This window comes from Acinetobacter sp. NIPH1876, assembly GCF_022808535.1.
GTDB classification, from domain to species: domain Bacteria; phylum Pseudomonadota; class Gammaproteobacteria; order Pseudomonadales; family Moraxellaceae; genus Acinetobacter; species Acinetobacter higginsii.
Map to the genome: position 1 here is coordinate 218871 of NZ_JALGBR010000004.1, position 18952 is coordinate 237822.

The following is an 18952-nucleotide window of genomic DNA, read 5'->3' on the forward strand; positions in this document are numbered from 1 at the left end:
TTTTATGATTCCTATTCTACAAATAATAAAGCTAAACGGACTTGGTCATAAGCCATTCGCGGACTAGTGGCTTCAACAATGGGACGCAATTTAATCGAACCATCATCAGTAAAATGTTCAGGGTTTTTACGTTTATGCAAACGCTTATAAATCTTACGCACTTCTTCAATCACTTCATCGCCTGGACTGGCAACTGAAATATCCAAACCCTGCTCTTTATGCAAACGTGCCAGATGATTGATGATCGTTGCAGGGGTTAAACCACGCTCATGTGCAATATCTTCAATTTCATAGCCTTCTTCAAATAAAGTACGGGTTTCATCCAAGGTCGCTGCAGCATAATTCTGTTTTGCACCTTTGGCGATTTTCTTTTCATTACGGGCAATTTCAGTCGCATTCAGTGTGCCACCACAATGCCGAATAAAGGCATTATGCTGTGTGCTTAAATCAATATTTTCAAAGTTGGCTTCCGCTTCACTCGATAATTCCTGAAAACGGCGATCTGCTTTGATTGCGAGACTATCCAGCTCAAGTGCCTGCTCATTAAAGCCGAGCAATTTCAGCCCTGTCAGAGATTTTAAGCGTGATAAAGCCACATAGCCCTGACCTTTTTCAAAGGTATTACTGAGATTGATCTCTGCAGCTTCCAAAGTCATCCCTTGGCTTTTATGAATAGTGATTGCCCACGCCAAACGCAACGGAATCTGTTGAAAACTGGCAATTGCCTTACCCGCTTCATTTTCAATCGACCATGTTTCAGGTTCAACCAAGAAGGTTGTGCCATCCGTCAACTTTACTTTAGGCAAAATGCCCTGCTTATCATCTTCTTCAAAACCAATCACTTCACCCAAACTGCCATTGATATAGCCCATATCAAAGTTGTTTTTAACAAACATCACCTTGGCATTTTTCTTTAGGGTGAGTTCTTCAGGCGCACGCACTGATGATTTTAAGGTTTCCATCAACTTTTCGTTGCCATCGACCACGGCATTGAATTGATGGCTTTCATTGTCAATTTCATTCAGGTGCTGATAATTAATATTATCGACATCCATATTATGTGTGTATAAACGGGTAAAGGTCTCGCCAATATCGTGCTGACGCGATTGTTGCAAAGCACTAATATGGTTGCTTTGAATATTCTGTGCCCGAATTGCATTGAGAATCTGATTGAGGATTTCATCATCCTGACGATGCTGTTCAGTCAAATAACAGACACGGAATTTGGCTTCGACCCAAGCCTCTGACATAAAGCAGAATTTATCGCGATTGCTTTCATCCTTTTTACCGACTGGCGGTAACTGGAAGAAGTCACCAGCAACAATGACCTGAATCCCACCAAAGGCTTCGTCACTTTCTTTAAAGTATTTCAATACCTGATTAACCAAATTCAATTGCTTGGCATGCAGCATTGAAATTTCATCAATAATCAAGACTTGGGCATTTTCTAAATGCTCTTTTAAATATTTACGCTCTTTCATCCGTTTCAGATCATCATCACTTAGGCGGTCTTTAATCCCGATCCCTGCCCAAGTATGGATGGTCATGCCATTCATATGCGTCGCCGCAATCCCTGTGGATGCAGTGATCGCCACAGGCACTTTACGTGCTTTGAGATAATGAATGTACTGATTAAGCGTATAGGTTTTTCCTGCACCTGCTGAGCCCGTTAAAAAAACATTTTCCCCAGCTTTAAGTAACTTGAGTGCAGTCTCTTGTTTCATAATTTCTTCAGTCAAAAACAACAGTGCATAGCTTAACGATTTTTTCGCAAAAATAAAAATGCAAATCCAATTCGCGAACGCTTGGTGTCGCATAATTGCATTGACATCCAAGGGTTTTCATTTAATGTGGTTGTTAATGAATTCAGACTTGATATATAAAAATGACTACTTCAAATCTCTATACATATCAGCCAGATATACTCGGTGAAGATTATCAGCAACTGACTTTAAATTTTGCTGATGACTATGATGGAAAAGTTGTTGCTACACTGGTTCGCAAGAAAGCTACAGAAGCGACCAAAAAAGCAGTTTTATATATTCATGGTTTTGCAGATTATTTTTTCCAAAAAGAAATGGCTGAACAATTCAATCAGCATGGTTACGATTTTTACGCACTCGACCTGAGAAAATATGGCCGCTCAAAACTTCCTCATCAAAAACTCTACTACGTTTTAGATTTGCGCGAATACGATGCTGAAATCAGTAAAGCACTCGAAGTGATCAGTCAAGAAAACCACAATCAAGTTGTACTGGCAGGACATTCGACAGGCGGTTTAATTGCCACTTTATATGCTGCACATTATCCTGATCATCGTTTAATTAAAGCGGTTTGGAACAACAGCCCCTTTTATGACTTCTATAAGAGTGTTATTGAGAAAAAGGTCGGGATTCCCTTGCTCAGTGAAGTGGGTAAACGCTTACCGAATGCAAAATTTCCAAGTGGTCTAAACCCGTGGTACACACCAAGCTTGCATAAAGATTTTTACGGCGAATGGGATTTCAATCTGGATTGGAAACCGAAAACCATGCCTTTTGTTCATCTCTCTTTTGTCACGGCAATTCACGAAGCACAAAAAGAAATCCATCAAGGTGTGACCTTAAATGTGCCGACCTTGATCATGCATTCACATCAATCCAAATTCCCTAAAAAATGGGGCATTGATGCACAGCAAAGCGATGTGATTCTGGATGTCAATGATATGACGCAAAATGCCAAGAAAATGAAAGGCGATGTGCAAACCCTGTCTATTCAAAATGGTTTGCATGATTTGGTTTTATCTGCCCCGCCTGTTCGTGCACAGGTCTATAAAGATCTGTTTGCTTGGTTAACTGAAAAAATCCAGTAATACCGACGACCATTTTAAATATCTTGATGCTCAGTGGTCTTGGTACTTACTGAGCATATTTTTAGCGGGATGCGAGGCTGGTAATAACTCCAATAAGCGTTCAGCCGCATCCACGGCTTCCGGACAATAAGCCAAATGCTTTAATAAAGCATCACTGCCCTGTGTCTGGAAAATCGCATGACTCAAACGAGATTCCAAGCAATCCCGCCAAGCTGATAAAAATGGACTTTCGGTTTTCGCTAAAAAAATGCCGGTATAACCTTGCAGGGCTGTGTTGATATAACCCGCATCCAATGCTTGTTCCAGTTGCAGAAAATCCGCCTCAACAGGTACATTCAGGCGATAAGGACGAGAACCAAGTAAATCGCCCAAGTGCTCTCTTAAATGCGACATCTCCGCTTTTAATGTCCCCATACTGACTTTGCGTTCCCCATACAAAGCCTGATGTAAATTCTCTAAATTCAGCCCTTGTGGGCATAAAGCCAAAATTACCAAAATTTCAACTTGTCTCGGGCTTAAGCTTAAGTGCTTGCCATTGATCAAGACCTGCGCTGTATTAAAAGTACGGAGATACACATGTTGTTGTTGTAATTGTTGCACCGCCATTTGAATAATTGCGGCGCAGCGTTCGACCGCCAATAAACCTAAACTATTGTGGTTTTCCCATGTGGTGGATAAATCCACTACGCCTAAGACTTGTTTGGAGTATGGGTCGAGGATCGGGGCAGCATAGCAAACCCAATCATGCACCGACGCCATATAGTGTTCATTGGAAAATACACAACTTGATTTCTGCGTCTTGAGCGAAAGTGCCAGTGCATTGGTGCCGACCAGTTCTTCCTGCCATTGCCCACCTGCAACAAAATGGACACGTTCGGCAGCATTGCGCATTTGAGTACAGGATGCCGTCCAAATAATGGTACTGCCGACATCGCCAACCGCAAGCACCATCGCTGACTGCTCTGCAACATGCTTGAGGTCTTGTTGGCAAGCCTGCAATGCCAAGGCCAAAGAACCTGTCTGAGTCGAAACTTGATCGAGCAACGGTGCAGCTAAACGTTCTTTAGGAATATCAGCGAGTGTAGAACGCTCCCATGAACTGGCAATACTCTGTTCCATTTTTTCGGCATGTTGTGGGTTGAGACTACTTTGTGCCCTGAGTTGCTCAACCAATGTCCGCTGTTGCTGTAATTCCCTTTTTGTATGCATTTGTAATTTCCCTATTCCCTTACATGCGATTCCAACCTTTTTCCAACCTTCAACGCGATAACGTCATTCTCAATAACGTACCCAGTACTTTATTTAAAAATATCACAACACATAAAGGAGTATGTATATGCGCTATGTTGATCCGAATCAATCTGGTTCAAAAATCCATTTTAAAGACCAATATGAAAACTTTATTGGTGGACAGTGGGTTGCCCCCGTTAAAGGAGTCTACTTCGACAATATTTCTCCTGTCGATGGCAAAAGTTTTACTCGTATCCCACGTTCGAGTGCAGAAGATATTGAATTAGCACTGGATGCCGCCCACAAAGCCAAGAAAGAATGGAATAAATCCTCTCCAACTACACGATCTAATTTATTACTTAAAATTGCTGACCGTATGGAAGCCAATTTGGAAATGTTAGCAGTGGCTGAAACTTGGGATAATGGTAAACCCGTGCGTGAAACACTGGCGGCTGATATCCCTTTGGCCATAGATCATTTCCGTTATTTTGCAGGCTGTATTCGCGCACAGGAAGGTGGTATTTCTGAGATAGACGAAGATACCATTGCCTATCATTTTCATGAACCACTCGGCGTGGTTGGACAAATCATCCCTTGGAACTTCCCGATTTTGATGGCGGCATGGAAACTGGCACCGGCATTGGCAGCGGGCAACTGCGTGGTGATCAAACCTGCAGAACAAACCCCCGTCGGTATTTTATTGGTGGCTGAACTGATACAGGACCTATTACCTGCGGGTGTACTCAATATCGTCAATGGTTACGGTGCCGAAGTTGGTCGACCGCTTGCGACCAGTCCACGTATTGCCAAAATTGCGTTTACCGGTTCAACCCAAGTTGGGCAATTGATCATGCAATATGCCACCGAAAACATCATTCCAGTGACTTTGGAGCTGGGCGGAAAATCACCAAATGTGTTTTTTGCCGATGTGATGGATCATGACGATGATTTTCTGGATAAAACCCTTGAAGGTTTTGCCATGTTTGCGCTGAATCAAGGTGAAGTCTGCACCTGCCCATCGCGTGCCTTGATTCAGGAAAGTATTGCCGATCAGTTTATGGAAAAAGCCATTGAACGCGTCAAGCGCATCAAACTCGGACATCCACTTGATACCGACACCATGGTCGGTGCACAAGCCTCACTGGAACAGCAAGAGAAAATCCTACGTTGTATCGATACAGGCCGACAGGAAGGTGCGGAAGTGCTATTGGGTGGGCATGGTCGCCAAGAGGTCGGCAATGGATACTACATCGAACCGACCATCTTTAAAGGTCATAACAACATGCAAGTGTTTCAGGAAGAAATCTTTGGCCCTGTGCTGTCGGTAACTACATTCAAGGACTTTGATGAAGCCATTCAGATTGCCAATGACACCATGTATGGCTTAGGTGCTGGGGTCTGGTCACGTTCAACCCATACCGCCTATCGTGCAGGTCGTGCCATTGAAGCGGGTCGAGTTTGGACCAATTGTTACCACATCTACCCAGCTCATGCTGCATTTGGAGGCTATAAAAAGTCAGGTGTAGGCCGTGAAAATCACAAAATGATGCTCGACCACTATCAACAAACCAAAAATCTGTTGGTGAGCTATTCAACCAAAGCCATGGGCTTTTTCTAAGTCTATAGAAGGATCAAACCCTGTATAAGCCTTGCGACATAGGCTTATACAGCCTTAAACCCTAATGTACTGATGACTCAATAAACACCGTATTTTCTCAAGCAAACTGGATCAAGCAATCAAATAAAAATTTAATTTTGGCACAAGGTGTGCAACATCGGCATTGCTTTTGCATCTTGCTGATGAGACCCATACACGGAGCTTTGTATGAACAATCAAGAACCTATTTCTGCACTTTCAGCATCTGCAACCTCTTCTGAAGATTATTTTGCCCAAAGAAAACTCAAGCAAGGTGCCGTGGGCTGGTTATTACTGATCGGCTTAGGGGTCGCCTATGTTATTTCAGGCGATTTCGCTGGCTGGAATTTTGGTATCGCTCAAGGGGGTTGGGGCGGCATGTTTGTTGCCACCGCGGTCGTTGCCGTGATGTATCTCTGCCTATGTCTTGCCATGTCCGAAATGGCGACCATGCTGCCTACAGCGGGTGGCGGTTATAGTTTTGCCCGTATTGCATTTGGTCCACTCGGTGGTTATTTAACAGGTACCGCGATTCTGATTGAGTATGCGATTGCGCCTGCCGCTATTGCGGTCTTTATTGGGGCCTATTGTGAATCTCTATTCGGTATTGGCGGCTGGCAAGTTTATTTAGCCTGTTATCTGATTTTTATGGGGATCCACCTGAAAGGTGCTGGTGAAGCACTTAAGATTATGTTTGCCATCACCTTGGTTGCAGCGATTGCACTGGCTGTTTTTATCGTTGCGATGTTGCCTCATTTTAATTCGCAGAATCTGTTTGATATTGCTGCCGGGCAACAATTTGGCGCAAGCAGCTTTTTACCCTATGGCTATTTAGGCATTTGGGCAGCGGTTCCCTATGCGATTTGGTTTTTCTTGGCTGTTGAAGGTGTACCTTTAGCTGCTGAAGAAGCCAAAGACCCTGCCAAATCACTACCACGCGGATTGATTGGTGCGATGTTAATTTTAACCGCTTTTGCCCTACTGATTCTATTTTTAGGCGCAGGTGCAGCCGGTGCCAGTACCTTACAAAACTCCAGTGCGCCCTTGGTCGATGCGCTCGTCAAAGTCTATGGTCAAGGTACATGGCTGGCGAACTTTGTTAATTTTGTCGGTCTTGCTGGGCTTATCGCCAGTTTCTTTTCAATTATCTATGCCTATTCACGCCAGATTTTTGCACTCTCCCGTGCCGGCTATTTACCCACATCGCTGTCATTGACCAACAAAAATCACGCCCCTTATTTAGCCATTATTATTCCTGGCATCATTGGCTTCTTCTTGTCCTTAAGTAAAGAAGGCGATTTACTGATTTTAATTGCAGTCTTCGGTGCGACCATTTCTTATGTCTTGATGATGCTTTCACATATTAAGCTACGCGTATCTCGTCCCTTAATGCACCGTCCCTATAAAACACCTGGTGGCATCGTCACCTCGAGCATTGCCTTAATTTTGGCTGCCATCGCAGTTGTCGCAGGTTTTCTGGTCAATCCTAAAGTGTGGTGTATTGCAGCAGGCATTTATATGGTCTTTATTGCCTATTTTATTTTTTATAGCCGTCATCAACTCATACAAGGGACGCCAGAAGAAGAGTTTGCCCAGATCACGGCAGATGAAAAGCAATAATCAGAAAGATTAAGGAGAAGCGCATGCGTTACCGTCAAATCGTAGCCCAACAACACTATCAGTTTGCCGATCTTAAAACCTTGATGGCAAAAGCCACCCCTTTGCGTTCTGGTGATCAACTGGCGGGGGTTGCTGCACAGGATGCAACTGAACGTGTTGCTGCACAAATTACACTGGCAGATGTACCGTTAAAAAACTTTTTAAATGAAACGCTAGTCGATTACGAAACCGATGAAATTACCCGTCTGATTATTGATGAACATCGCGCTGATCTATTTGCACCAATTGCACATTTTACGGTGGGTGATTTCCGTAACTGGTTACTGAGTGAAGATGCAACCACCGAAAAACTGCAACAGCTTGCAGCGGGTTTAACCCCAGAAATGGTTGCCGCTGTGAGTAAAATCATGCGCAATCAAGACTTAATTTATGTTGCAAGCAAATGTGAGGTCATTACCCAGTTTCGCAATACCATCGGTTTAAAAGGACATTTATCCACGCGTTTACAACCCAATCATCCCACCGATGATGTGCTGGGTATTTCCGCCAGTATTTTAGATGGTCTGATGTATGGCAATGGCGATGCAGTGATTGGGATTAATCCAGCAACAGACAATCTGCATAATCTCTCTGAGCTGTTAAAGCTGATCGACCATGTCATTCAGGAATATCAAATCCCAACCCAGTCTTGTGTTCTGACCCACATCAGTTCTGGCATACAACTGGCAGAAAAGAATGTTCCAATTGACCTGATGTTTCAATCTATTGCAGGTACACAAAAAGCCAATGAAGGTTTTGGTATTTCACTTCAAATGCTACAAGAAGGTTATGAAGCAACGCTGTCTTTAAACCGCGGTACGCTTGGTAACAATGTGATGTATTTTGAAACGGGTCAAGGTAGTGCCCTGTCCAGTAATGCGCATCACGGCGTTGATCAGCAAACCATCGAAGCACGTGCCTATGCTGTGGCGCGCAAATACAAGCCTTTATTGGTCAATACCGTGGTCGGCTTTATTGGACCTGAATATCTCTACGACGGAAAACAAATTATTCGCGCAGGCTTAGAAGATCATTTCTGTGGCAAGTTGCTCGGTCTGCCAATGGGCTGCGATATTTGCTATACCAATCATGCAGATGCCGATCAGAACGATATGGATGTGCTGCTGACCTTATTTGGTACAGCAGGCATTAATTTTATTATGGGCATTCCAGGTTCAGATGATGTAATGTTGAATTATCAAACTACCTCTTTTCATGATGCGCTGTATCTCAGACAACTGCTTGGATTGCAACCCGCCCCCGAGTTTTCACTCTGGTTGGAACAACAAGGCATTTTAAAACAGCAGCAGCAACAGATTCATTGGGCAGAGCACATGCCTGCTCAATTCTCCAGATTATTGATGCATTAAGGAGAATCTCATGAAGCTTTCTAAAGATATTCAATTTCCTGCACAGGCGCATCAAGACCAGTGGGAAACACTAAAACAGTTTACCGATGCCCGTATTGCCATTGGACGTGCAGGATGCAGCATTCCAACCCGTGCATTGCTTGATTTCCAACTCAGCCACGCCCAAGCCAAAGATGCGGTTTTCCAATCACTGAATGTCACGCATCTGCAAGAACAGCTACAGAAACTAGGTTTAAACCCAATCCATGTACAAAGTCAGGCTGAACATAAAGAGCTGTATTTGAAGCGGCCTGATTTAGGACGTTTACTTTCAACCGATTCGACGCAACTGCTTCAGCAGATGCAAAAAGATTCGCAGGGTTATGATGTCTGTATTGTGATTGGTGATGGTTTATCCGCCCGTGCCATTGAAGAAAATGCACTGCCTTTTATACAGGCACTGATCCAGCCTTTTGCAGAACAACAGTGGTCCTTAGCCCCAATTGCAATTGCCACAGGCAGCCGAGTTGCTTTGGGTGACGAAATTGCTGAAATTTTTCAGGCCCGTATGTTGATTATGCTGATCGGTGAACGTCCTGGGCTCAGTTCACCTGACAGTATGGGACTCTACTACACATGGAAAGCGCACAGCGGTTGCCTAGATTCACAACGCAACTGTATTTCCAATATTCGTCCCGCAGGATTAAGTACGCCGATTGCCACACAACGCCTATTGGCTTTAATGCATAACTCCAAACGACTGGGCTTATCTGGTGTCGATTTAAAGGATGAACATGTGGTTCCAACTGTTGAAGAACATCATCAACGCAGATTGCTTTTTTAACTGAGCAATTGGACAGCCCTATTTTCCAGTGCTGTCCAAAAAGCATAAGGTCAACACATCGGTCTTAAAAATGATTTAAGATACAACATAATTTTTATTCATTGGTACTCGGTCATGCCCCTCGCCACTCATCTAAAAACCGTTTACGCCATTCAGCATCTTGCTTTTGAAGACCTTGGTTCATTAGAAGATATTTTTTATCAGTTGGGTTTTCGCGTCCGTTATTTTGAAGCGGGTGTTGATGATCTGAGTCCTGCACTGAGTTATGAAGGCTTAACGATAATTCTCGGTGGACCAATCGGTGTTTATGAAACAGAGGACTACCCGTTTTTAGTGGATGAAATTGAGGGTTTAAAACAACGCTTAAAAGCCAATAAACCCACCATTGGCATTTGTTTGGGCGCACAGCTGATTGCACATGCACTGGGGGCAAAAGTCTATGCTGGACATCAAAAAGAGATTGGTTGGAGCAAATTAGACATTAAAGTGCTTGTGACGAATCCCTTAGCCGCATTAGAAAATGTCGAAGTGCTGCACTGGCACGGCGACACTTTTGATTTACCTGAAAATAGTAGCTTATTGGCAAGTTCGGCGATCTATCCAAATCAAGCTTTTTCTGTCGGCAATAACATCTTGGCCTTGCAGTTTCATCTTGAAATCGCTGAAGAAAATTTTGAAAAATGGCTCATTGGCCATACCTGTGAAATACGTCATGCGGGTTTATCCATTCCTCAATTACGCCAAGATAATCAGGCTTATGCAGCACAGTTGGAACAACAGTGCCGACTGGTCATTCAAACGTTCTTAGATCATCTGAATGTTTAAAGCTTGCTATTTTAGAACTGTAAAAAAAGCCCAACATTAAATCGCTGGGCTTTTTCGATGGTTCATCCATAAGCTCTGTTGCACCAATGTTAAAGCTGTGTTGTTGTCTGCATTGGCAGTAATCTAGAATCTTGAATTGCTGCAACACGATGTCCATTTCCCTTCATGCATTCTGGGTTCTGTGCAAACGACATAAAGCTGTCAATGGATGTTTGTTTTACCAACATCACAATGTCCCAATACTCATCAGAGGGGCCGATAAAAAATTCACCTGCATTGGCAAGCAGTAAAATATCGCCACCCGTTTGCTGTAGAAATGGACGTGTATGGTCGATATAGCGCTGAAAAGCCTCTCGCCCTGTAATTGGGGTTGCTGGTGCTAAATCTGGACAATCTGAATAATCCGCCACTTGCTTCAATCAAAGTAAGTTCAACATGACGACCTCCCCTTGAAGATGTCGCTTAAATAAACGAATCCCATCCTCTTGGGTTGGGAAAATATACGCGTCTTTCATTTTGCCTCCCCTTTAAACTTTTAATTTATTTAACAAAAGCTGTAGCGTCTTGATTTCCTCTTGATTGAATAATGCAAAGATAGAATCAACCGTGTGCTCGACCGTCGTGATCGCATTACTGAGAAGTTCTTGGCCACTTGCACTCAGTACAACAAAGCTTTGTCTCGCATCACGTGGATGAACCGTCTTTACGATCAGTCCAGTTTTTTCCATAGGTTGCAACACTCTGGTGACACCAGAAGCCGTCAGTGCAACTTTATGGGCCAATGAGATTCGATTTAATCCCACCTCAGGCACCAGACCAAGATGATACATCAGAATGAATTCCGTCAGATTAATTCCGTGTACGCTAAGCGCCAGATCAAGTTTTTTACTCAATAAAGAACCAACAAGGTGTTGATCCAGTAATAATTCAAGCTTATTCATAACTAATTTCAATACCGATACAATGCTTGCAATATACTTGATAACTCAAGTATATTGCAAGCATTGTATCTTACTTTTTTGAGATGAAGCATGAATGAGGTCTCTACAAACAATCTCTATCTCCACTACGATATCTTTGGCGCTGAGCATGAAAATACCATTCTATTAATTTCAGGATTAGGTACTCAGATGATTCATTGGCGTGATTTATTCTGTCAAATGCTTGCTAAAAGAGGCTTTCGAGTCATTCGGTTTGATAATCGAGATGTTGGCTTGTCAACACATTTGCATGATCAACCCGCTCCAGAGTTGAGTGATCTGATCCATGCCACCCAAAATGGCGAGAACATTAAGATTGCTTATACGCTTCACGATATGGTTGAAGATACAGTGGGATTACTTGATGCTTTAGCAATTGATCAAGTCCACATTATTGGACGCTCTATGGGTGGGATGATTGCCCAACTGATGGCAAGTACTTACCCCCAAAGAGTCAAGACCTTGATATCCATTATGTCGAGTACAGGAAACCCAGCGCTTCCAAGTGCCCAAGCTGATGTTATAGAGCTGCTCACCCGCCCCAGTCCAGATCCACATTTGAATAAGACTGATTTTTTTCTGCATAAACTGCATTTTGCAAAATATATTTCGAGCCCTCGATTTAGTTTTGACGAAAATGCGTATTTAAAACTTATTTCAGAGGAATATGACCGCAATTACGATCCAGATGGACTAAAAAGGCAAATTGCTGCAATTGCAGCAACTGGTGATATTCGCTCATACCTCGCCCGCATCGTTGCCCCGACACTGGTGATTCATGGCACAGAGGATTTATTAATCCCGATTGCATGCGGCCAAGATAGCGCAAAGTCTATTTCTGGTGCAAAGCTATTAACAATTGAGGGTATGGGACATGATTTGCCAACTGATCTCTATCAATTCATCATCGATGCGATTGCTGCCCATATCCAACAAGCAAGGCATTACCGAGATCAGTAATAAACCGACCGACCAACAATCGCACAATGCGATACACCGATTTAAAATAAAATGCTTAAAAAATCCATTAGCAGCAGAAATAAAAAGCCGATTTGAAAACAAATCGGCTTTTTAAGATCAAGACAATAAATTCAAAACTTATTTCTTGTCAGCTTTAAAGCTATCTTTCAGATCCAGAATACGGTTGAACACTGGTTTGTCTGCTTGATGATCATGTTGATCCGCAACAAAATAACCTTCACGTTCAAACTGGAAACGATCTTCAGGTTTTGCTTGTGCTAAAGCTGGCTCAATCACCGCTTGAACCACTTGCAATGATTCTGGGTTTAAATGTGCAAGGAAATCATCATCTGCATCTGGTGCTGCTTCGTTAAACAAACGATCGTAAATACGCACTTCCGCAGGTACACCTTTGGTTGCAGAGACCCAATGAACAACCCCTTTCACCTTGCGGCCTTCAGGGTTTTTACCTAAAGTTTCAGGGTCAATTGAACATTTAAGTTCGATCACTTCACCATTGGCATCTTTAATTACTTCATCACACTTAATCACATAAGCATGACGTAAACGCACTTCACCATCAGGAATCAGACGTTTAAAGCCTTTCGGTGGTACTTCTTCAAAATCTTTACGATCAATATAAAGTTCACGTGTTAACGGAATAATACGTTCGCCCATATCCACGTTTGGATGACGTGCACGAGTGAGATCCAATTCTTCAGGTAAATTGGTCAATGTCACTTTCAATGGATTCAGTACTGCCATGCCACGTGCTGCGGTATTTTCCAATGACTGACGAATACAGAACTCCAGCATTGCCACATCAACAATACCATCCGTTTTCGATACACCAACACGCTTACAGAAATCGCGTAAACCTTCTGCGGTAAAACCACGACGACGCATCCCAACAACTGTTGGCATACGTGGATCGTCCCAGCCCTGTACATGCTGACCTTCAACCAATTTACGTAATTTACGTTTAGAGGTAATGGTGTAATCGATGTTTAAACGAGAAGACTCGTACTGACGTGGTACAGCTTGCGAGTGAACTTTTTCTACAATCCAGTCATAGAATGGACGATGATCTTGGAATTCTAAAGTACAGAGTGAATGGGTAATACCTTCAATCGCATCAGACAATGGATGAGCGTAGTCATACATTGGGTACATTTTCCATTTATCACCAGTTTGGTGATGTTCTGAATGCAGTACACGATAAAGAATCGGATCACGCATATGCACATTTGGGCTTGCCATGTCGATTTTGGCACGAAGTACAGCACCGCCCTCTTGAATTTCACCATTACGCATTTGTTCAAAACGCGCAAGATTTTCTGCAACAGTCGCATCACGATAAGGTGAGTTTTTACCTGGCTCAACGAAATTACCACGGTTCAACTTAATTTCTTCTGGGGTTTGTAGATCAACATAAGCATCACCTTGTTCAATCAACTGAACAGCCCATGCATAAAGTTGGTCAAAATAACCAGAAGCATAGCGAGGCTCGCCATTCCAGTTAAAACCTAACCATTTCACATCATTGGCAATACCATCAACATATTCTTGTTCTTCGGCATCTGGGTTAGTATCGTCAAAACGTAAATTACATAAACCTTCAAATTCTTCGGCAATACCAAAATTCAAACAAATTGCTTTGACATGACCAATGTGTAGGTAACCATTTGGCTCAGGCGGGAAACGAGTTACAACTTTTTGGGTACGACCTTCTTTTAAATCATCGGTAATGACTTGACGTACAAAGTCTAAGCCTGCCTGTTGTTCTTGCTGCACGGCATCGACAGAGGCATGGGTATTCGGCGTCGGGGTCTTTGGCAGTTCAGAAACAACATCATTTGGCTTCATAGGGTGTAAATCACTTCTTACAGTTAAAAATGGGAAATAAAAACGCAATCTTTACTATTTATGAAAGATTTTAACGTTTTTTACTTGCCTTGTAGTTTACAGTTTGCTTATGCTTCTCTCAACCAAAAACCCATGGTCAATTTGCCCATGTTTAGGAGATTAATGTAATGAGTTTTCCTCAAGTCGAATTAAACACCAACAAAGGTCGTATTGTTCTTGAGCTTAACGCTGAAAAAGCACCAAAAACGGTTGCAAATTTCTTAGAATATGTACGTGACGGTTTCTATGACGGCGTAATTTTCCACCGCGTGATTGATGGTTTTATGATCCAAGGCGGTGGCATGGATGAAAACTTCAAAGAAAAAGCAACACGTGACTCAATCGAAAATGAAGCTGACAACGGCTTAAGCAACGATGAAGGCACAATTGCAATGGCGCGTACTCAAGCTCCACACTCTGCATCTGCTCAATTCTTTATCAATGTTAAAAACAACTCTTTCTTAAACCATACTGGTAAAACAGCGCAAGGCTGGGGTTATGCAGTATTTGGTAAAGTTGTTGAAGGTCTTGATATTGTAGAAGCGATCAAAGGCGTACGTACAGGTAACCGTGGTTATCACGCAGACGTTCCTTTAGAGAACGTTGTAATTGAATCTGCTAAAATTATTTCTGAATAAGAATCTCCCCTAACCCCTCTTTTAAAAGAGGGGAAACTCCTCCCGTTACAAAGGGAGGTTGGGAGGGATTATAAAATAGGATAAAAGTGTGACCTACCTGTTTATCTCAGATCTACATTTGTCACCTGATCACCCTCGACTCGTTCGAGGGTTTTTAGCTTTATTGAAACAATATCAGGATAAAAACACGCAACTCTATATTTTGGGTGATTGGTTTAATGCTTGGATTGGTGATGATTACACTGCCCCATGGTTAGATGAAATTGTCAGTGCTTTGCAAAAATTCACCGCAGCGAACAACCAAATTTATTTCCAAGTCGGTAATCGTGATTTTGCCTTAGGTCAAAAGTTCTTAAAACAATTTAATGGGATTTTGCTCCCTGACATATATACCTTAAATATTCAGCAGCATACCTTCCGACTGGAACATGGCGATGCACTCTGTACCGATGATGTTGCTTATCAACGTTTTCGCAAAGTGATTCGTAACCCCGTATTATTGGGGCTAATAAAACGCACTCCATTGAGCTTTAGACAAAAACTTGCTAATGGTTTCCGTAAAAAAAGTAGCGAAACCAAACAGCTGAAAAGTTATGACATTATGGATGTTAATGCTCAAGCAGTAGAATCCGTGATTGAACACGTTGATTATTTAATTCACGGCCATACCCATCGTCCAGAGATTCACCATGTCCTGAATAAACAACGTATTGTGTTAGGAGATTGGCGAGCAGATTCAGCTTGGATTTTAGAGCTCAATGAGCAAGAAAATTATCAATTAGATTTTAAACAGTGGTTCTATTAGTTAATCACTCTTTAACTGATCTTAACGACTTCTTTTATCTCTTCATATTTTTATCTCAGCCATTCATTAATAAATTATTGCCTTACACTTGGATAAAAGTTTTAGTCGCTTTAAGCATCTTGTACTTCGCTAAACCTTCAATCGGTCATCTCCTTACGCTTGATCAGAGCTTTAATCGCTCTAACCCACTCATATACGACTTAAATCTATATAGAAATCACATTTAGCTACTTTTCGTGAAATTTAGATCAAGTAAAATAAATTAAATTTTAAAATCGAGTGAATGACGGATGGATACTTTAGCTACAGCAAAAACACGTTACGCCACAAAAGCTTATGATGCAGAGAAAAAAATTCCTCAAGCACAGTTTGAGAAATTGTTAGAAATTTTACGTTTCAGCCCTTCTTCGGTAAATATTCAACCTTGGCACTTCTTGGTTGCTGAATCTGATCAAGCAAAGCAGCGTATCGCATCGGCATTGACTGGCAATTATGTGTATAACGCGGCCAAAGTTCTCAATTCTTCACATACCTTAGTATTTTGCACACGTACTGATATTTCTGCTGAATACCTAGAGCAATTATTACAGCAAGATGATGCCAGTGGCCGTTTTAAAGATGAAACTGCCAAACAAGGACAACGTGCCACCCGTTCTGGTTATGTTGAGTTCTATCGTAATGAACTGAAAAATCTTCCGGCATGGATGGAAAACCAGACCTACCTTGCACTTGGACAACTGCTTTTTGCTGCGGGTCTAGAAGGAATCGATGCAACACCTATGGAAGGGTTTGATAGAGAACTCATGAATAAAGAATTTGGTTTAGCTGAAAAAGGCTTAAATGCCTCTGTAATTGTTGCACTCGGTTATCGCAGTGACAGTGATTTCAATGCCAAACTGCCGAAATCACGACTACCGGATGAAGTGGTTTTTACTCGTCTATAACAGCACTTATTGGATGAACGCCCTAATGATAACTAGTTAAACCTTATTATTAGGGCTTAACATTACGCATTCGTATTGATTTGAGATTGACTTAAAACAGTCTGGTCTAATTCTTCAAAGAAGACCTTCAGATCATCGGCCTGAATAAAATCTGCTTTAAATAGCATTGAGATTTGGACATCATCAATCCCACAATAGGCAAAAATTCCTTCCACAATTTGTTTATGAATCGCTTGTGTATAACCGTGCCGATCAAACCCAGATTGCGTTCCTGCTGCAGTCCCAATCAATTTGACTAGAGTATTTTTTAAAGTACCCAATAGATTCCCCTGTTCATCGTATTTATAGGCCCAGTCCTGACTAAATACACGTTCAAACCAGCCCTTTAAGAAAGCAGGAATCGACCACCAATACACAGGAAAAATAAAATAGACAATATCCGCACGATCAAAGCGCGCTTGTTCAAATTGGACATCTGCGTCCAAAGCTTGACGACCACGATAAGCTTCAATATCAGAAAGCGTCATCGCAGTTTGAAAACCTTCCTTATATAAATCGGCAATTTCTACTGAAATACCCTTTCCAGTTAAATCATGAGAAATATGCTGTGCAATCTGATGAGAAAGTGATTGTGTATCTGGATGCGTTATAACAATCAAAGCATGCTGGAGTTTATTTGAATTAGACATAGATCAATTCCGAATAGATGATTCACACAAGTTACCAATAGTAACTTATGCTGTCAACTCGGTTTTTGCTGCCTATATTTAGATCGCTGAATAATCTTGTAAAATAACTAAAAGTGAATTTTCCATCACCTGCTGTGCAGTCAGTGCATCAATTTGATTTTTACTTGCTGCTGTCGATACCGTTTCAATCAAGCCCATGATCGCGATCACGATCGCTTCACCCTCTTTTCCATCCAATTGAATAAATGGATGGATGCTTTGTTTAAAAATTTCTGTGAACTTTTGCTGACATTGCTGAAAATAGTTTTGCAAGATATCACTACCAGACAAAGCAGCAATGACCAATCCAACCTCCGGACCCGTTGAGATAAAACAACTTAAATAAGCGTCGCAAAAAATATGAATGGTTTGTTGTAAGTTTTTTGCTTCGGCAGCTAAAGACCGATTAAGCTCTGCAGTTTGTTTATCATCAAACTCCTGATAAATCGAAATCAGTAACCCTTCGCGGTCAATAAAATGTCGATATGCAATTGGCTTAGTAATACCAGCTTGCTCTGCTAAATATCCTAGGGTTAGGGCTTCTACACCCTGAGTTCGAATAATTGAACGGGCCACCTGCAACAGTTGCTGTCTGCGCTCTTCTTTACTCAGTCTCTTACCAGTCATAATTTTACTTCCATCAAATTTAACCAAATCGCTTTACATCATTGCTTTGGCTAAACACAGGACTGCAACCACACCACAGATCAATCCAATCCAAGTATACGCTTTTAAGCGTTCTTTAAATAATACAACACCACTAAGAACACCAAGTACCACGACAAGAATATTCATACCCGCAAAAACAATGGCTGGCGTTTCTTTGAAAATCATATGTGCTTTGACATATAAGGCAATATTGGCAAAATTGAGTACACCTAAAAATAAACCTGTAAAAATATTTTTAGGCTGCCAATTGGGTTGAGTAATTGCGATATAAGCGATGGATAAAATAAAGGCTGCAATAAACGTTAAATTCAGTGTGACTGCAAACTGTAAACCTAGACTACTACTGTATTTAAGTAATATATCGACAGCAGCATAACCGGCCCATACGCTAAACAAAAACAAGGCTGATTTTAAATTCATGCCTTTACTAGCCTGCTCTGTGGCCTGTCCGATAATAATCGCTAAAATCGCAATGATGCCCAGTACGACGCCAATTAATTTTAATTGGCTAAACTGCTCCCCGAAAATAAAATAGGCAGCTAATAACGACAGTATGACTGCAAGCCGCTGAGCAATTTCCGTTTTCAGGATACCTGCAAATTGCAAAGACTTCGCCAAACATAAAAATATGCTGGGTAATAACACAGCTAAAATAAGAATTAACCACCAAGGGGTATGATTCAAAGAGATATGCGTAATATCGGTTTTAAACCAATAAAAACATAAAAGGCTTGCGCTCAAATAATTCCACGCAATCATTTGAAAAACATCAAATCCCTTTGCTTTTAGGTATTTCAGCAAAATTGAGACCAATACACTACAACATGCCGCAGCAACAACCATTTCCATAGTATTTATTCTAGCTTTCTAATAGACAAAAAAATGCCAGTCTAGCGTGAGACTGGCATTTTCTTAAAGATCATCGATCA

Annotated in this window: 18 protein-coding genes; 10 read left to right on the plus strand and 8 right to left on the minus strand. The window is 41.8% G+C overall.

The features are described 5' to 3' along the window. Positions 1 to 11: 11 nt before the first annotated feature. Complete coding sequence (locus MN869_RS06210) at positions 12 to 1724, minus strand: AAA family ATPase (RefSeq protein WP_033134564.1); 1713 nt, start codon at positions 1722 to 1724, stop codon at positions 12 to 14. A 161-nt stretch (positions 1725 to 1885) separates the two neighbouring features. On the opposite strand from MN869_RS06210, the gene MN869_RS06215 reads away from it, so the two are divergent. Beyond that, a complete protein-coding gene (locus MN869_RS06215; protein ID WP_033134552.1) occupies positions 1886 to 2851 on the plus strand; it encodes an alpha/beta hydrolase in 966 nt (321 codons plus the stop codon). Between the two features lie 30 nt (positions 2852 to 2881). Here the strand turns inward: MN869_RS06215 and MN869_RS06220 are convergent, their stop codons facing one another. Beyond that, positions 2882 to 4060 (minus strand): transcriptional regulator, encoded by a 1179-nt coding sequence (locus tag MN869_RS06220; RefSeq protein ID WP_033134551.1) that lies wholly within the window; start codon positions 4058 to 4060, stop codon positions 2882 to 2884. Between the two features lie 127 nt (positions 4061 to 4187). Here MN869_RS06220 and MN869_RS06225 point away from each other — a divergent pair, with 127 nt between their 5' ends. From MN869_RS06225 to MN869_RS06245, 5 genes are all read left to right on the plus strand, one after another. Beyond that, on the plus strand, positions 4188 to 5699 hold the full coding sequence (locus MN869_RS06225) for an aldehyde dehydrogenase family protein (protein ID WP_033134550.1): 1512 nt from the start codon (positions 4188 to 4190) through the stop codon (positions 5697 to 5699). Between the two features lie 207 nt (positions 5700 to 5906). Continuing rightward, on the plus strand, positions 5907 to 7337 hold the full coding sequence (eat, locus tag MN869_RS06230; RefSeq protein ID WP_004806076.1) for an ethanolamine permease: 1431 nt from the start codon (positions 5907 to 5909) through the stop codon (positions 7335 to 7337). 23 nt (positions 7338 to 7360) lie between these two features. After that, on the plus strand, positions 7361 to 8746 hold the full coding sequence (locus MN869_RS06235; RefSeq protein WP_004806075.1) for an ethanolamine ammonia-lyase subunit EutB: 1386 nt from the start codon (positions 7361 to 7363) through the stop codon (positions 8744 to 8746). A 10-nt stretch (positions 8747 to 8756) separates the two neighbouring features. Next, positions 8757 to 9569: an ethanolamine ammonia-lyase subunit EutC gene (gene eutC, locus MN869_RS06240; RefSeq protein WP_033134549.1), complete on the plus strand. Its 813-nt coding sequence runs from the start codon at positions 8757 to 8759 to the stop codon at positions 9567 to 9569. Positions 9570 to 9683: 114 nt separating this feature from the next. After that, entirely contained in the window at positions 9684 to 10394 is a 711-nt protein-coding gene (locus tag MN869_RS06245) for a glutamine amidotransferase (RefSeq protein WP_033134548.1), read from the plus strand. Between the two features lie 89 nt (positions 10395 to 10483). Here MN869_RS06245 and MN869_RS06250 read toward each other — a convergent pair whose 3' ends face one another. Together MN869_RS06250 and MN869_RS06255 are read right to left on the minus strand one after the other, a co-directional pair. After that, complete coding sequence (locus tag MN869_RS06250; protein ID WP_241345128.1) at positions 10484 to 10804, minus strand: DUF1330 domain-containing protein; 321 nt, start codon at positions 10802 to 10804, stop codon at positions 10484 to 10486. 117 nt (positions 10805 to 10921) lie between these two features. Continuing rightward, positions 10922 to 11335 (minus strand): MarR family winged helix-turn-helix transcriptional regulator, encoded by a 414-nt coding sequence (locus tag MN869_RS06255; RefSeq protein WP_004806068.1) that lies wholly within the window; start codon positions 11333 to 11335, stop codon positions 10922 to 10924. Between the two features lie 90 nt (positions 11336 to 11425). On the opposite strand from MN869_RS06255, the gene MN869_RS06260 reads away from it, so the two are divergent. After that, positions 11426 to 12334, plus strand: coding sequence for an alpha/beta hydrolase (locus tag MN869_RS06260; RefSeq protein ID WP_033134547.1), 909 nt, complete (start codon positions 11426 to 11428; stop codon positions 12332 to 12334). Positions 12335 to 12472: 138 nt separating this feature from the next. Here MN869_RS06260 and MN869_RS06265 read toward each other — a convergent pair whose 3' ends face one another. Further along, positions 12473 to 14200 (minus strand): glutamine--tRNA ligase/YqeY domain fusion protein, encoded by a 1728-nt coding sequence (locus MN869_RS06265; protein ID WP_033134546.1) that lies wholly within the window; start codon positions 14198 to 14200, stop codon positions 12473 to 12475. Positions 14201 to 14367: 167 nt separating this feature from the next. Between MN869_RS06265 and MN869_RS06270 the strand changes: the two genes are divergently transcribed. The 3 genes from MN869_RS06270 to nfsB all read left to right on the plus strand — a co-directional run bounded on the left by MN869_RS06270 (position 14368) and on the right by nfsB (position 16626). After that, positions 14368 to 14877 (plus strand): peptidylprolyl isomerase, encoded by a 510-nt coding sequence (locus MN869_RS06270; protein WP_004661403.1) that lies wholly within the window; start codon positions 14368 to 14370, stop codon positions 14875 to 14877. An 88-nt stretch (positions 14878 to 14965) separates the two neighbouring features. Beyond that, positions 14966 to 15682: a UDP-2,3-diacylglucosamine diphosphatase gene (locus MN869_RS06275; protein WP_033134545.1), complete on the plus strand. Its 717-nt coding sequence runs from the start codon at positions 14966 to 14968 to the stop codon at positions 15680 to 15682. Between the two features lie 290 nt (positions 15683 to 15972). Continuing rightward, positions 15973 to 16626 carry an oxygen-insensitive NAD(P)H nitroreductase gene (gene nfsB, locus MN869_RS06280; RefSeq protein WP_033134544.1) on the plus strand — a complete coding sequence of 218 codons (654 nt, stop codon included), beginning with the start codon at positions 15973 to 15975 and terminating at the stop codon, positions 16624 to 16626. A gap of 62 nt (positions 16627 to 16688) precedes the next feature. On the opposite strand, the gene MN869_RS06285 is transcribed toward nfsB, so the two are convergent. The 3 genes from MN869_RS06285 to MN869_RS06295 all read right to left on the minus strand — a co-directional run bounded on the left by MN869_RS06285 (position 16689) and on the right by MN869_RS06295 (position 18872). Beyond that, a complete protein-coding gene (locus tag MN869_RS06285; RefSeq protein WP_033134543.1) occupies positions 16689 to 17315 on the minus strand; it encodes an NAD(P)H-dependent oxidoreductase in 627 nt (208 codons plus the stop codon). Between the two features lie 78 nt (positions 17316 to 17393). Then, positions 17394 to 17981, minus strand: a complete 588-nt coding sequence (locus MN869_RS06290) for a TetR/AcrR family transcriptional regulator (RefSeq protein ID WP_004806053.1) — start codon at positions 17979 to 17981, stop codon at positions 17394 to 17396. A 33-nt stretch (positions 17982 to 18014) separates the two neighbouring features. Then, positions 18015 to 18872: an EamA family transporter gene (locus MN869_RS06295; protein ID WP_033134542.1), complete on the minus strand. Its 858-nt coding sequence runs from the start codon at positions 18870 to 18872 to the stop codon at positions 18015 to 18017. Between the last annotated feature and the right edge of the window lie 80 nt (positions 18873 to 18952).